This is a genomic window from Pseudomonas sp. MYb185 (genome assembly GCF_002979975.1).
Classification (GTDB): Bacteria; Pseudomonadota; Gammaproteobacteria; order Pseudomonadales; family Pseudomonadaceae; genus Halopseudomonas.
Window position 1 is genome coordinate 466092 of sequence record NZ_PCQD01000002.1, and the last position, 14035, is coordinate 480126.

Annotated in this window: 16 protein-coding genes; all 16 read right to left on the bottom strand. The window is 55.4% G+C overall.

All coding sequences use genetic code 11. The features are described 5' to 3' along the window. Positions 1-24 precede the first annotated feature (24 nt). Positions 25-1176 (bottom strand): thiolase family protein, encoded by a 1152-nt coding sequence (locus CQ007_RS04575; protein WP_105643736.1) that lies wholly within the window; start codon positions 1174-1176, stop codon positions 25-27. Further along, positions 1173-1628 (bottom strand): Zn-ribbon domain-containing OB-fold protein, encoded by a 456-nt coding sequence (locus CQ007_RS04580; RefSeq protein WP_218278824.1) that lies wholly within the window; start codon positions 1626-1628, stop codon positions 1173-1175. Before CQ007_RS04580 ends, CQ007_RS04575 begins: the two co-directional genes overlap by 4 nt. A 67-nt stretch (positions 1629-1695) precedes the next feature. Further along, positions 1696-2316, bottom strand: a complete 621-nt coding sequence (locus CQ007_RS04585) for a TetR/AcrR family transcriptional regulator (protein WP_218278825.1) — start codon at positions 2314-2316, stop codon at positions 1696-1698. Positions 2317-2517: 201 nt separating this feature from the next. Next, complete coding sequence (locus CQ007_RS04590) at positions 2518-3294, bottom strand: SDR family NAD(P)-dependent oxidoreductase (protein WP_105643739.1); 777 nt, start codon at positions 3292-3294, stop codon at positions 2518-2520. Positions 3295-3326: 32 nt separating this feature from the next. Further along, complete coding sequence (locus CQ007_RS04595) at positions 3327-4082, bottom strand: 2-oxo acid dehydrogenase subunit E2 (RefSeq protein ID WP_105643740.1); 756 nt, start codon at positions 4080-4082, stop codon at positions 3327-3329. Further along, a complete protein-coding gene (locus CQ007_RS04600; RefSeq protein ID WP_105643741.1) occupies positions 4082-4312 on the bottom strand; it encodes a biotin/lipoyl-containing protein in 231 nt (76 codons plus the stop codon). Before CQ007_RS04600 ends, CQ007_RS04595 begins: the two co-directional genes overlap by 1 nt. 21 nt (positions 4313-4333) lie before the next feature. After that, positions 4334-5329, bottom strand: coding sequence for an alpha-ketoacid dehydrogenase subunit beta (locus CQ007_RS04605; protein WP_105643742.1), 996 nt, complete (start codon positions 5327-5329; stop codon positions 4334-4336). After that, positions 5326-6312, bottom strand: a complete 987-nt coding sequence (locus CQ007_RS04610; protein WP_105643743.1) for a thiamine pyrophosphate-dependent dehydrogenase E1 component subunit alpha — start codon at positions 6310-6312, stop codon at positions 5326-5328. The genes CQ007_RS04605 and CQ007_RS04610 overlap by 4 nt, the downstream gene beginning before the upstream one ends. A gap of 132 nt (positions 6313-6444) precedes the next feature. Continuing rightward, a complete protein-coding gene (locus CQ007_RS04615) occupies positions 6445-6894 on the bottom strand; it encodes a VOC family protein (RefSeq protein ID WP_105643744.1) in 450 nt (149 codons plus the stop codon). A 133-nt stretch (positions 6895-7027) separates the two neighbouring features. Continuing rightward, positions 7028-8239, bottom strand: coding sequence for an SRPBCC family protein (locus tag CQ007_RS04620; RefSeq protein WP_158256721.1), 1212 nt, complete (start codon positions 8237-8239; stop codon positions 7028-7030). Positions 8240-8403: 164 nt separating this feature from the next. Next, the gene (locus CQ007_RS04625) at positions 8404-8934 is read right to left on the bottom strand and encodes a nuclear transport factor 2 family protein (RefSeq protein ID WP_105643746.1); all 531 of its coding nucleotides are present in this window, start codon (positions 8932-8934) and stop codon (positions 8404-8406) included. Between the two features lie 2 nt (positions 8935-8936). Further along, on the bottom strand, positions 8937-9464 hold the full coding sequence (locus CQ007_RS04630; protein ID WP_105643747.1) for a nuclear transport factor 2 family protein: 528 nt from the start codon (positions 9462-9464) through the stop codon (positions 8937-8939). 110 nt (positions 9465-9574) lie between these two features. Then, complete coding sequence (locus CQ007_RS04635) at positions 9575-11017, bottom strand: FAD-dependent oxidoreductase (RefSeq protein WP_105643819.1); 1443 nt, start codon at positions 11015-11017, stop codon at positions 9575-9577. Between the two features lie 85 nt (positions 11018-11102). Continuing rightward, positions 11103-12284, bottom strand: coding sequence for an aromatic ring-hydroxylating dioxygenase subunit alpha (locus CQ007_RS04640; RefSeq protein ID WP_218278826.1), 1182 nt, complete (start codon positions 12282-12284; stop codon positions 11103-11105). A 54-nt stretch (positions 12285-12338) separates the two neighbouring features. Next, positions 12339-13358, bottom strand: a complete 1020-nt coding sequence (locus CQ007_RS04645) for an NADP-dependent oxidoreductase (RefSeq protein ID WP_105643821.1) — start codon at positions 13356-13358, stop codon at positions 12339-12341. A 43-nt stretch (positions 13359-13401) separates the two neighbouring features. Further along, entirely contained in the window at positions 13402-14016 is a 615-nt protein-coding gene (locus CQ007_RS04650) for a glutathione S-transferase family protein (RefSeq protein WP_218278827.1), read from the bottom strand. Positions 14017-14035: the final 19 nt, after the last annotated feature.

Genomic DNA, 14035 nt, shown 5'->3' on the forward strand with positions numbered 1-14035 from the left:
TATTTTTATAGGTAAGGCCAGTAGTTATGGCGCTTCCAGAATGGTGACGGCACTGACACCAGGCGCACCGTATACATGGGTATAACCAAGGCGTGGGGCACCGGGAACCTGGCGCTGTCCAGCCTGTTGACGCAGCTGCTGGCAGACTTCCACTACCTGCCGCAGTCCGGAGGCGCCCACCGGCTCACCGTTGGCCAGACATCCGCCATCGGTGTTCACTGGCAAGCGCCCACCAATATCCGTAGCTCCCTCGCGCAGCAACCACTCCTGTTCGCCATGCTCACAGAAGCCGTTTTCCGCCAGGTGAATGATCTCCGAGCCGCTGTCGGTATCCTGCAACTGGATGACATCGATATCCTCCGGACCCACTCCCGCCTCCTCGTAAGCCGCACGGGATGCGGTTACTGTGGGGGCCGGAGCCATCTCGGCAGCCAATGCGGGACTGAATACCTCGAAGGAGCCGTGGTGACGGGTACGCATCACCGCAGCCCGTACCAGCACCGGTCGGTCGGTATAACGATGCGCCTCACTGGCACGGCACAGCACCAGGGCGGCACCGCCTTCAGCAGGATTACAGAACATGTACTTGCGCAGCGGCAGATTGACCGGCATCGACTGGGCAATTTCTTCGTAGCTCAGCTCCCGTTGCCGCCAGGCATGGGGAGTAATGGCGCCATTACGGAAGGCGCGTTGAGCGACCCGCACCAGCGTTTCCTCGGAAATGCCATGCTCATGCATATAACGCTGGGTCTTCAGGGCAAAGAACTGAGTGGTGAGCATCAGGCCGGATTCGCCGTACCAATCCTCCAGTCCCCAGTCCGCCGGCTTCGGATTGAAAGCACCCCGGGGATGCTTGTCAAAACCCACCGCGACACCAATATCCGCCGTCCCCGCGCGCAGGGCCGAGACTACGCTGGCCAACGCACTGCCGCCGGTGGCACAACCATTGGCCACATTGATAAAGGGCAGGCCGGTCAGGCCCAGATGGTTGGACAGAGCATCGGCATTACCTGCGTCCTGGCTGCCGCCGTAGGCTATCCCCACCTGATCCCAGCTGACATTGGCATCCTGCAGAGCCTGACGCACGGCATAGGCTCCCTGCGCCTGGCCGGACATACCGTCAGTCCGACCGAAGGGGTGCATACCGATACCGATGATTGCAATCTGTTCCATCATTGTTTCTCCTGGGCCGCAGGACCGGCGGCAGGTGCAAAGGCAAAGGTACGCAGCAAGTGGCCCTCTTTCTGGCCGTAATCGACCTCTACCAGTTGCATGGGCATGCCGATGTGCAGCTGTTGCGGATCAGCACAGGTCAGACGACTCTCCACCTTGAGGCCACAGGACAGCTGCACATAACCCACCCCATAGGGCTGGAAGTCCTCACTGGACTCGCCGCTGTTATAGGGCGACTTGGGAAGAAACCCCTGCACCGTCCATGACCACAGCTCACCCCGGTTGCCCAGCACACATTCGCCGAGTTCAGTTCCACAACAACGAGTGCAACTGCTGGTCGCCGGAAAATAATGCTCTCCGCAGGACTGGCAGCGGCTGCCAAGCAATACCGGCCCCGCCTCGCTCCGACTCAGCAGATGCCCGGTCACATGCTGCATAGATAGACTACCGCTCATATATCCAATCCTGTTTTCTTTAAACCAACCAGATTGTTTTTATAAATCCAAATAAGCCACCTTAATCTCAGGTGGCAACTACCTGCTGCTGCCGCGCCTGATAGACCCGCTCGAACTGCGCCATGGCGGTTTCCACCAGCAGACCATGCAAGCGCTCCAGACGGTCGCCCTGCAGATAGGGTGCCGGGTTCATCGCCACGCCCTGCAATGAATGCATGATCAGGTCACGCAGCGCCTCACCTACCTCCCGCAGATCTTCATCAGCCCAGATCGGGAAGCGGGTCACCATGCTCTGCGACATCCGCTCATCCAGCGAGTTTTCCAGCGGTCCCATGACCTCCTGCAACTGCTCATCGGTACGCGCGCCACGAACCAGTTCCTGGAAGGCCAGGAAAGACGGTTTCATGTAATAACTCTGCAGAGTAGTAATGGTGTCACGCATGTTCTCTGCAGTTGGGAAAGTACCCGATTTCTGCGTCACCCCACGAATCGCCTCGTCGTACTCCTTTACCCGGATATCCGTGATGTGCTCGGCAGCCGCATTGAACACCTCGGCGCGGGACTTGAAATGGTGGGTCATGGCACCCCGGGACACGCCTGCCTGCTTGGCGATCTTTTCCGTGGTGGTCTGGCTGTAACCAATATTGACCAAGCACTTCATGGTCGCATCCAGAATATGCATGCGCATCAAATGGCTTTTTTCCGCCTGCCAACTACCATGACCCGCCCGGGAGCGGCGCGCAGGACGAGCAGCAGGTTTGACGGTTGCATTCTGGCTTTCCATAGTTCTTCCTTTCACCTGGTCTTTGGCCATAACTGACACAATTCAACGGATTGGCTTGCAGTATAGACCAAAAAACAAACAAACAGTTCTTTTATTTCAAGAGGGTCACGTCAGTTTCACCGAATGCCCGGCATCAACGGTAATCACGCTGCCGCTCATGTAGGTAGAGGCCGAGCTGGCCAATAGCAGCAACGGACCGTTCAGCTCTTCATGTCGCCCCAGGCGCTGGATCGGCAACGCCGCAATCTCCCGCTTTCCAGCTTCCGATTCGTAGAACGGATTGGTCATTTCACTCGGGAAATAACCTGGAGCCAACGCATTGACACGAATACCGTAGGGCATCAGATCCAGCGCCATATACTGGGTCATATGGATCACTCCGGCCTTGGTGGTACCGTAGTTGATAAATTGCGGGCGGGCCAGGTGGCCGAGAATCGAGGCAATATTGATGATGCTGCCCGGCTTGCCTGCAGCAATCAGGCGCTTGGCCATTTCCTGGGCTACATAGAAAGGCCCGGACAGGTTGGCATCCACCAACGAAGTCCACTGTTCGCGGGTCATTTCCTCGAACGCAGTGGGGTTGGACAAACCCGCATTATTGATCAGCACATCCACCGGGCCACATTGCTGCTGGATGCAGGCAAAGCCGTCCTTGATACTATCCGGGTCGGTTACGTCCATGCTCAGAGCCAGCGCCTGCCCCCCCTGATCACGAATACCTCGCGCTACCGACTCAACCGGCTCCAGCCGGCGGCCAACGCACACCACGGTAGCGCCAGCGCGTGACAGCACCCCGGCAAAGTGCTTACCCAGACCACTGCCGGCACCGGTTACCAATGCTACTCGCCCCGCAAGAGAAAACTGTTCAACAATATCTTTCATTTATAATTACTCTCTTATTTTCTGCCCGGTCTTTAAATCAACTGTTCTGGATGTTCCAGCTGGCTGGCATAGAAGTGGCAGAAGCGTGCTGCATCAGCACCGTTGATCACCCGATGGTCATAGCTCAACGACAGGGGGATAAAGCGTCGGGTGGTTACCTCACCATCCACCATCACCACCCGTTCGAACTCACTGGTGATCCCCAGAATGGCTACTTCCGGCGCATTTATGATGGGCGTGAACGATGTACCCCCGATCGATCCGAGGGAGCTGATGGTCATGCAACCACCGGACATCTCACCGATCGGTAGCCCCTTGGTACGTGCCCGTGTTGCCTTGTCGACCAGCTCATCGGTCAATTCGCTGAGGGACTTCTTATCTGCATCCCTAATCACCGGCACCAGCAAGCCCCGGTCGGTTTCCACCGCAATGCCGATGTTGAAATACTGCTTCATCACCAGATGCTTGCCATCGGCGGACAGAGAAGAGTTGAATACCGGAAACGCCTTCAGGCTATTGACCAGCGCCTTGACCAGAAACGGCAGCGGTGTCAGCTTGCGGCCGATTTCACGACCATAATCCCGGCGGAATTGATTGAGCGCATCCACTGATGCCTCGTCGTTATGGGTCACATGGGGAATCTGCGCCCAGTTGCGCGCCAGAAAGGCCCCCGCATACTGCTGGTGGCGGGATACCTCAGCCAGTTCGAATTCACCGAACTGACTGAAGTCCACCTCCGGCATGGGCGGCAAGGTCGCCGGCCAGACCTTGGTGGGTACGCTGCTCATCAGACCAGCTCCCCGATCACGGTACCTACATCGTAGGTTTCGCCCGCTTCCTTCAGGATGCGCAGGGTACCGTCAGCCGGCGCTTCGATCTCCTGCACAGACTTCTCGCTTTCCAGTGCATACAGAATATCGCCCTTGCTCACTGTGGCCCCATCAGCCACCAACCATTCGGTCAGCAACGCCTCGTTTACAGAAAAGCCCAGCTTGGGAAGAAGAATTTCAGTAGCCATAAGATCATTCCATTCTGTTTTTTATTTAAGCACGTCAAGCACGGCATCGGTAATACGCCGCTTGGTCGGGATAAACTCGTCTTCCAGCGCCTTGGAGAAAGGTACCGGCGAGCGCGCCGCACCCACCCGGGCAACAGGTGCCTTGAGCTGACCAAACAGCTCCTTATGCACCCGGGTGGCGATTTCCGCGCCGACGCCGAAGTCCACCTGGGCCTCATGAGCGACTACCAAACGACCAGTCTTGGCCACCGAGTTCAATATGGTGTCCATATCCAGCGGCGAGATGGTGCGCAGATCGATCACTTCGACCGAGATATCCTGCTTCTCCAGCTCCTGAGCTACCTGATTCACTTCCACCATGGTGCGGCTGTAGCTGACGATGGTCACATGGCTGCCCTGGCGCACTACCTTGGCCTTGCCCAGCGGAATCCGTTCACCCTGCACCGGTGCATCGCCCATGGCGAAATACAGCGGCAGCCCCTCGATGAACAGACAGGGATCGTCGTCAAAGATGCAGGACAGCAACAGGCCGTAGGCATCCGCCGGGTTCGACGGTGCCACCACTTTCATACCGGCGGTATGGGCGAACCAGGCCTCCAGGTAATCCGCATGCTGCCCTCCGGTACCAAAGCCGGCACCAGTGGTGGTGCGGATGGTCAACGGCACGTTGGTCTGCCCACCGGTCATGAAACGCAGTTTGGCTGCATGGTTTACCACCTGATCCATCGCCACGGTGATGAAGTTCATCAGCATGATTTCCGCCACCGGACGCATGCCGGCCAGCGCTGCACCCACCGCCGCACCCATGATCGCCTGTTCAGCGATAGGGGTGGACTTGACCCGGTCAGTGCCAAAGGCCTCGGACAAGCCGGCGGTGCACTTGAACACCCCGCCCCCCTCCCGATCGGCAATATCCTCACCCAGGGTAACGACGGTCTCATCCAGCGCCATGGCGTCATGCATCGCCAGGTTGATGGCCTGGGACATATTCATGCGTTCTTTCTTCACTTCGCTCATACCCCGACCTCCTCGGCAAATACATCCCTGGCTAATTCCGATACATCGGGATAAGGACTGTTCAGACCGAACTGAACAGCTTCTTCAAACTGCTCACGATTTTCGTTTTCAATCGACTGCAGCTGTTCGTCCGAAGCATGACCTTCGGCAATCAACCACGCACGGTAGGCTGGCATGGGATCAGCCGCTACGGCTGCCTCCATGATTTCTTTGGAAATGTAGTGACCATCGTCACCCAGCAGGTGTCCACGGAAACGGAAGGTCTTGGCCTCCAGCAACGTTGGCCCCTGACCGTTGCGCGCCCGCTCGATGGCCTCACGGGCAGCGGAGTACATTTCCACCGCATCGTTACCATTGCACTGGATACCATGCATGCCATAACCGATGGCACGATCGACGATAGCCCGGGCACCAGTGCCATATTCATACTTGGTGTGCTCGGCGTAACCGTTGTTCTGGCATACGAACACCACTGGTAGGTTCCATACCGAGGCCAGGTTCAGCGCCTCATGGAAAGCCCCGATGTTGGAAGCACCATCACCGAAGTTGACCACGGTCACCTGGCCGGTCTTCTTCAACAACGAAGCCCAGGCCAGGCCATTGGCAATCGGCAGGCCGGAGCCCACTACCCCGGTAGTCACCGGCAGGCCAGACTCCAGGTGGGTAATGTGCATGGGGCCGCCCTTGCCTTTGCAGGTGCCGGTAGCCCGTCCCATGAACTCGGCAACGAAGGGTTTGAGTGGAATACCCTTGGCCAGTTGGTCGTGAATGCCACGATAGGTGGTAATGACATAGTCATCAGCACGCAGGTTAGCTGAAATCGCGGAGGGCACCAGCTCCTGGCCACGGGGAGAGTAATACGGCGAGGCAATCTGCCCGGCTTTGATAAGTTCAATAAAGCGGTCGTCGGCTGTCTTGATCAATGTCGCCTTGCGATAGATATCAAGCAATGTAGCCGTGTCGAGAGACCTGGTATCAGTCATGGTTACCTCGCATGGTGCACCTCTGATTATTGTTGACTCACCTTGCTCGATTAAAACCGACAAGGTTGTTTTTATTGATTCTAGCCAGACTGAATTCAAACAGCAAGCTGTTATTATTCATTCTACCCTCTCTTAAATGCCTGCCTTTCCATCAAGAAACTCAGTTAGTTCAAAGACGTTACCGTCAGGATCCCGTCCATAAGTGGTTTTTGAGATCCCAAAGTCTTGGGGAGTACAGTGAAATAAAGCACCAAGTATCTTGAGCCGTTCACATACGGCATCAATAGAGGTGACATCAAAGCAGAAGTGGGTAATGCCATGGTGGTGTACCGGTCGCACCGCCTCAATGGCCGGCGGCACCGGTTGTTCAAACTGGAAAAGCTCTAAACGCATGCTGCCCAGACGCAGCATCACTGTTCGCGCTGCGGACTCCGGCAACCCCATGATCCGGTTGATCTGCTCAATCCCTTCATCCCATTCAATCCGACTTTCCTCCACAAAGCCAAAGCCTTCACGATAAAAAGCAGCCAGTTTTTCCAGATCTGGCGTGGAAACAGCGACATGGTGCACGGCGTTAATCATCTATATCACCTCGGCGCGCATTTTCATGCACTCGATCGACAGCGCAAAGACATACGGAAGGAAATACGAATCTGAACCGCCAAGATAAGGTGGACGCACCCTGGTACGCCCACCCCGGCAGCTCAATTGAGGATCAGACTCGGCCAGCAATATAGTCGTTGATGACCTCATGGTAACGGCGCACACGGGACTCCTGGCCGGCCAGGTAGGAGTCCGTATAACCACGGGAGTGCAGGCCGCGCTGCTGAGCAATCGCGACGCTCAGATCCTGATCAGCAACAAAGCCGATGGACTTGTCACCATGCTTGAATACCTCATGTTTTGCAGGTTTGGCCGGAGCAATACCTACAGGAGTTTCCACTTCGACCTGCCCTTCTTCCGGACGCACGAAGAACCAATGATCAAACAGACACTTCTCCGGATCAGTCGGGTGCGGCTGCGGACGCAAAATCTGGTAGCTTTCCGCAGCCATGGTGAAGGACATGTTCGGGAACAGGGTATAATGGTAATAGTCGGTCAGTTGGTCATCAGCCAAGTTGGCATAGTGGCTATAACCGCGTTCAGCCCCCAGTGCTCGCTTCTGTTTTTGCAGGGCTAGCCGCACTTCATGGGTGCGCCCCTGGAACTCCTCGGCATCCAGCCCCCAGTGCCGCATGATACTGTCCAGCGGTGCCTGCACCTTCTTCGACTTGACTCCGGCGGCCGGCAAGGCTCCTTTCATCAGCATCCGGCTGTGCCCATTCTGGAACACCTCGAATTCGGTATTCTGGTAGTCATCATCTATGAAGGTAGCCAGCTCCTTGTGCAGCGCCTGCACATGATAGGCTTCATTGAAGTTATCCTGAATGACCTTCCAGTTGCAGTTCACCTCACAGGTCATATGCATGACACGGGTCATCTTGCCCATCTCGTAACAGTCCAACTGATCGGCGACCACGCCCAGCGCCTCGCGCAGCGGCTTGGCATTCTGGTCCATGTTGAACCAGACCAGGCCACCGAACATCTCGCAACGCAACTCCTTCAGTCCCAGTTTGCCTACCGGATTACCCTGTGGAAAATCTCCCGAATCTTTGGCAATCAGCAGAGCGCCATTCAGTCCATAGCACCAACTGTGGTAGTTGCAGACCAAGCGTTTCACCTTGGTTTCTTCGCACTCGATCATGCGGTTTCCGCGGTGCTGACAAACGTTATAGAAGGCTCGGATACGTCCTTCATCATCGCGCACCATCAGAATGGATTCGTTGCCGATCTCATGGGTAACAACACAGCCTGCCTCGGGGAACTGTGCCTCAACGGCACCTACCTGCCAGGTGCGGGTCCACATGTGGTCCCACTCTTGCTGCATGAACTCCCGACTATAATAGCGATCGCCGGTAATGGGATCGCCCCGTAGGAAATCCTCGCCCACCAGAGCTTGACGTGTACGTTCTGCCAATGACAAAGAAGCATTCATTTCTCTCTACTCCTGCCCGGTATCAGCCATACAGGCCGAAAAGGGATTATTGTTTTTCAAAGCGGTCGGATCAGCTTATGCTGGTAGACCACATCACTCTCATCACGCCGACCCCGTAACTGATACTGCTCAAACTCGCCATCCACCCGCTCACTGAGCGGCCATGAGGCATTCCAATCCAGCACCAGATCCCGGGAATAGATTCGCCAGATACCATCACGCTTTTCCCATATATCGAGATAGCGCATGTTATCCGGACAATTGACCAGACTGCCGTCGGGCAAACGTATGGCAGCATTACCAAGCATATAACTCTCCGCCCTGGCGCGAGCGCCATCCAACTGGAGATCGACATTGGTGAAGCGATGCCACCCCATCACCAGGTTCTCCTTGATGAAGGGAATATTTTGCTCGCAAAATGCCCAGGCATTGCCGGCAAACACCCCAAAGTCAACTACCCCATCGGCATGAAATACCGATTTGAGCAACTCCAGATCACAACGGTCCACCGCCTGTATGTAACGGGACATCTGATCGTAGATCGCCTGGCGATCGATGATGGCAAGCATTCTCTCGGCCAGTTCCATGATCACTCTCCAAGCAAAGCGTAAACGGGATCATTCTTGCTGCGCTCACCTCGCAAGCGGAACAGCGCAAACATACCCTCATCAAGTACCGCCGTGGTTGGGTGGTTCATATTCCAGTCATGAACAAAGGTGCGCTTGGCTATCTTCCACTCGCCCCGATCCTTGCGATAGTGATCCAAGAAGCGACCTCCAATCAGGCGATCTTCTTTTTCACCCTTGCTGACAATAGTACTGACATTGATGACATACACCTCGCCTCGGGCAGTATTGCCGTCAATTTCGAAATACTCGTTGGAGATGGATGAGAAAGTACGCTCAAGCGCCTCATCTGGAGAGGTCGCTGCTATCACGAACGGCTGCACATTCCCCTGGAAATGCCCCCAATCGATCTTGGCATCATCTGTCCAGAGGGAAATCATCAGACAGCGATCCATGCGATCATAAGCCCGGGCAAATGTTGCATTGAGGTGCTGCAGAGCCTGCTTGGCCTCGACCTCTTGAAGAATATCCAGATCGGATTCCCGATTCATGCTGCCTCCATACCCTGATTATTTGATTTATTCCGGTATTACGGATGACTTGTATTAACAGAGAGATGGCCTCACCATACTGCCGAAATACAAAACAAGTCAAACTGTTTTTATGCATGGCAAATCTTGTCGCTCATATGGGCATGAGCCGCCTCACGACCGGCTACCCGCCCAAAAAATGATCCTGGTCCCAGACTCATTCCACTGGCGTAGCTTTTGCCCGTCCGGGGAATATGCACGGCACAAGCCCCTGCAGAATAAAAGCCGGGAATTGGATAGCCCGCGTGGTCGAGCACCTGGGCTTTCGCATTCGTTTCCAACCCGCCTAACGTCATATAGAGGTAGATCGACTTGTTGAAGGAAATATCGAATGCTGCGTAAGGCCCCTGGTCCAGCGGCTTCAACCATTCCGCCGCCTTGAACAGGTAGGGGTCGGATCTGGTATTGGCATGCTCATTGTACAGGGCCAGCGTTTCCTGCAGGGATCCAGCAGGCAACCCCAGCCCGATCTCCATCGCTTCGATTGTCTCCCACCCATCCACCAGCGCATGCTGTGCTGAAGTGATTTCTGGATAAGCGAAAATCTCGGCATCGACGATCAAGTAAGCAGTCTGATCCGGCTGCTCCATGACCATGGAAGCAGTCCGACCATGATACGAATCTTCTGCTACGAAGCGCTTGCCCAACTTGTTAACCAGAATGCCCTTGATCAATTGTCCAGGTGGATAAATCGATGCCGTGGCGATCACGCCATCCATGGCTGCGGTAGCTGCGCCGATCTGCTGCCCCATAATGATGCCTGATCCATCGGATGAAGGAATTCCCAGAGGCATCGCCGTCTCACTCATCATCGGAATATGCTCAAGCACCATGTCACTGTTCATGGCAAAACCACCAGTGGCCATGATCACCCCGCGGCGTGCTCCCACTCGCAGGGTACGACCATCCTCGCGAGCTTGAACCCCGACCACCCGCCCCTGCTCGTTGCGAATGACCGACTGAACCTGACAATCGTATCGCGCTGCCACCCCCAGAGCGTCACTGCGGGCAAGTATCGCCTTCATGGCTACAGCGCCGGCGTTCTCACCCGTACCCGCCACCTTGTGTCCCCGGGGAGCTGGTCGTGCTATCAGTTTATACGGCCAGACCTTCTCATTCCCTGTACTGAAAAGGCATTCGCTGGTATTGAGAAATACCGCTTTACCTTTGTACTCACTCCGCTCAAAAGGTACGCCCAGGGCCTCAAGCCAATTGAAATGTTCCAGGCTGTTGTCACAAAACATCTTTATGGCTTCAGGGTCTTCCGCTTCCGTAGAGGCCATCAAGAATTTGTACATTTCCTCGGCTGTATCGTCATAGCCGAAAAGATTCTGGACCGGCGTACCACCACCTAGATAGAAGATACCAGATGACATTGCACTGGCACCACCACCCCCACTGGCACGCTCCAAGACCAGCACCTCAACGCCCGCCTCCGCAGCTTCGATGGCTGCACAGGCACCCGCAATACCGTAGCCAACCACAACCACATCCGTTTCAATATCCCAATGCATTTTGCTTCTCTTTATCAGGAGCTGATTCAGCAATATCTCTTCATGCGACTATCGAATAGCCTGCAAGATATCGGAAGAGTGCTTGTCAGAGTTCCGGCTGCGTACGCTCTGGATCATCGCTCAGGTAATACTCGAGCCAGCGGTGGAAATACTGGTTGCCCCGCTCATTCCTGCCAAAGGTCACATGACTGAATGCACCAGACGCCATCCCGTTCTGGACCTTGAGCCCCAAGTCGTAATCCTCGGTCTGCACCACATCACGCAACCAGTCCATCATCTCTTCCAACTTCTGAGTGTCTTCCGCTGTCTCCGGCTTACGATGATGAATGTAGTGAAGAATGGTGGTGTTCTCTCCTACCGTCGGTCCCGGAATCAATTGGGCAACCTGGGTAATCTCCGGAGCCACAAAAATGGAAGTATTGGGAAAGATGGTACGGACAAAGTCATAGCCATCGTTTTCGTGCTTGTATCTTTCATTTTTCGGAACGTCATTCAACTTGGCTATGCTGCGCTGCGGAAAAGCAATCAGCAGATGCGGCCCGTAGCCGCGAAACTCCATAATATTGGAGTAAGTACGCGCATTGATGGTTTTCGGGTGAGCTGCAGCGAAATGATAGCCTTCAAGGTAGCCATCATAGGCTACTTTCCAATTAGCACCTTGGATCACCCGCTGGCCGCAATAATGCCAGTCGGCAAAACCCAGACTTTCGATATCCTCGATCATCCCACCGAGGAACTCTTCGAAGTCCACCTCCACTCCAGGAGTAAGTACAGCGAAGATCAATCCGCCACGCTCATACACTGGCAACTGAGTCAGACTCATCGCGGCCTTGTCCACCGCTCCGTAGGTATCCTCGCCGTATACCCGCTGCAAGGAGCCATCATTCCCATAAAGCCAGGCATGGTAGGGGCAGGCGAACTTGTCACACTTCCCCTCACCTTCGGCCACTTGCATGCCCCGGTGGGCGCAGGCATTAAGCATGGCCCGCACACTGCCATCCTTGAGCCGTGTCAGCAGCAGCGGTACACCCAGCAGGTTTTTGGTCTTGTAGAAACCGGGCTCCGGCAGCTCTCCAGACAGACCTACCAACAGGGGCAGGCGCTTGAAAATCTGTTCCATCTCCCGCTCCCAGCGTTCCGGATCAGCATAGCTATCGCTGGCGATTCTCATCTGCTGATCAGCCATATCGGTGCTGCGCATTTCCACATGCTCCAGCAACCGGGACGCAATCAGATTATACTCTTGTTGTTTTTCCACACTCTTCACGGCCTCTATCCTCATGCATGCTTGTTATTTTCACGGGCCAGCATGTTGTTTTGCCTAACGGATCTTCACCAGCAATTTGCCCTTGTGCTGGCCACTGAAAAGACGGGAAAAAACTGATACCGTATTCTCCAGCCCTTCGACCACATCCTCATGAAATACCAGATCTCCAGCGGCTATCCATGCTTCGATTTTCTGAATCGCTTCCGGAAAACGGTCCCGATAATTCAGCGCTAGGAATCCCTGCACTGTCACGTTCCGTGCCAGTATCTGCCAATAGTTGTAGGGACCAGGCACCGGCGCTTCGGTGTTGTACTGAGCGATAGCACCGCAAAATACAACGCGGGCAAAATTGTTCAGGTTCATCAGCGCAGCATCCAGTATCGCCCCACCAACATTGTCGAAGAAGATATCCACACCATTCGGGCAGGCTGCCGCGATAGCTGCCGTTAGATCCAGGTTGCTGCGATAGTTGATGGCGCCATCAAACCCCAGCTCGTCCACTAGCCAACGGCACTTCTCATCAGAGCCAGCTATACCTACCACCTTGCAACCGGCAAGCCGGGCAATCTGCCCAGCAAGGGAACCCACGGTACCGGCTGCAGCGCTGATCAGTACGGTATCCCCAGGGCGGGGTCGCCCCACATCCAACATGCCGAAATAGGGCGTCAAGCCCACCGCGCTGTAGATACTCAGATAATGGCTTAGCGGAAAATCAATCTCGGCGTCCACCTTGTATATCTGTGTCGGATCAGCCAGGGTGTAGTCTTCCCAGCCATTGCAGGCAATGCCGACGGCGTAGTCCCCCACACAGAAGTCCGGATGCCCACTGTCAACAACCTTGCCGAGTGTCGACCCGCGGATCGTTTCTCCCAGGGCCAAGGGAGCCGTATAACTCACTTTCTCACTCATCCAGCCCCGGATCGCCGGATCCATGGATAGATAGATATTTTCAAGTAGAACCTCGCCGCTCTCCACCCGAGGCACAGGTACCTCCCGCAAGCGGATATGCTCCTGACCCGGCACACCAGACGGCCGTTGATGCAGGTACAGTTGACGATTGATAGCTGGTGACATGGTTTCCCCCATATTCTTGAATCTGCAGATTCTGACGTCTGGCCTATTCAAACGCCTTGCACCAATCTCGCATACGAAGTACCCATACATGGAGGCGCCGACAGTCCTGCGGTATGGGCTGCCCAACGAGATCGCCGAAATCAGCGAAGCACAGAAGCAGCAGATCCACTACAGTAGGCCGCTTCCCACAGATGAATACAGCCTCCCCAAGCTGCGCCTCCAACCAGCGCCATCCATGTGCAGCCTCCTGCTTGTAGCGCTCGGAGACCTCCGGATAGCAGGCGACCCGGTTCTTAAACATCTCTAGCCCCTCTGCCCCGCGAAAACCTGCGGTCATCGGGTGCACTATCATTTGATCCACCCGGCGCCACCACATGCGTGCCTGAGCACGCTCTCGCGCATCGCTACCAATCAACACAGGCTGGGGACAATGCTCTTCCAGGTATTCGCAGATAGCCATCGTCTCGGCTATACGTGTTCCATCCTCCAACTCCAACACGGGCGTGGTACCGGTGGGGTTGATTGCCAGATAGGCTGGCTGACGGTTTTCCCCCGCCATGATGTCAATCTCGACCAGAGGCAGGGATAAACCCTTCGCTGTCGCAAACAAACGAACCAGACGTGGGTTCGGTCCTATCGAGTGATACAGCTTCATCATTCTTCTCCCTGTCTCCAGT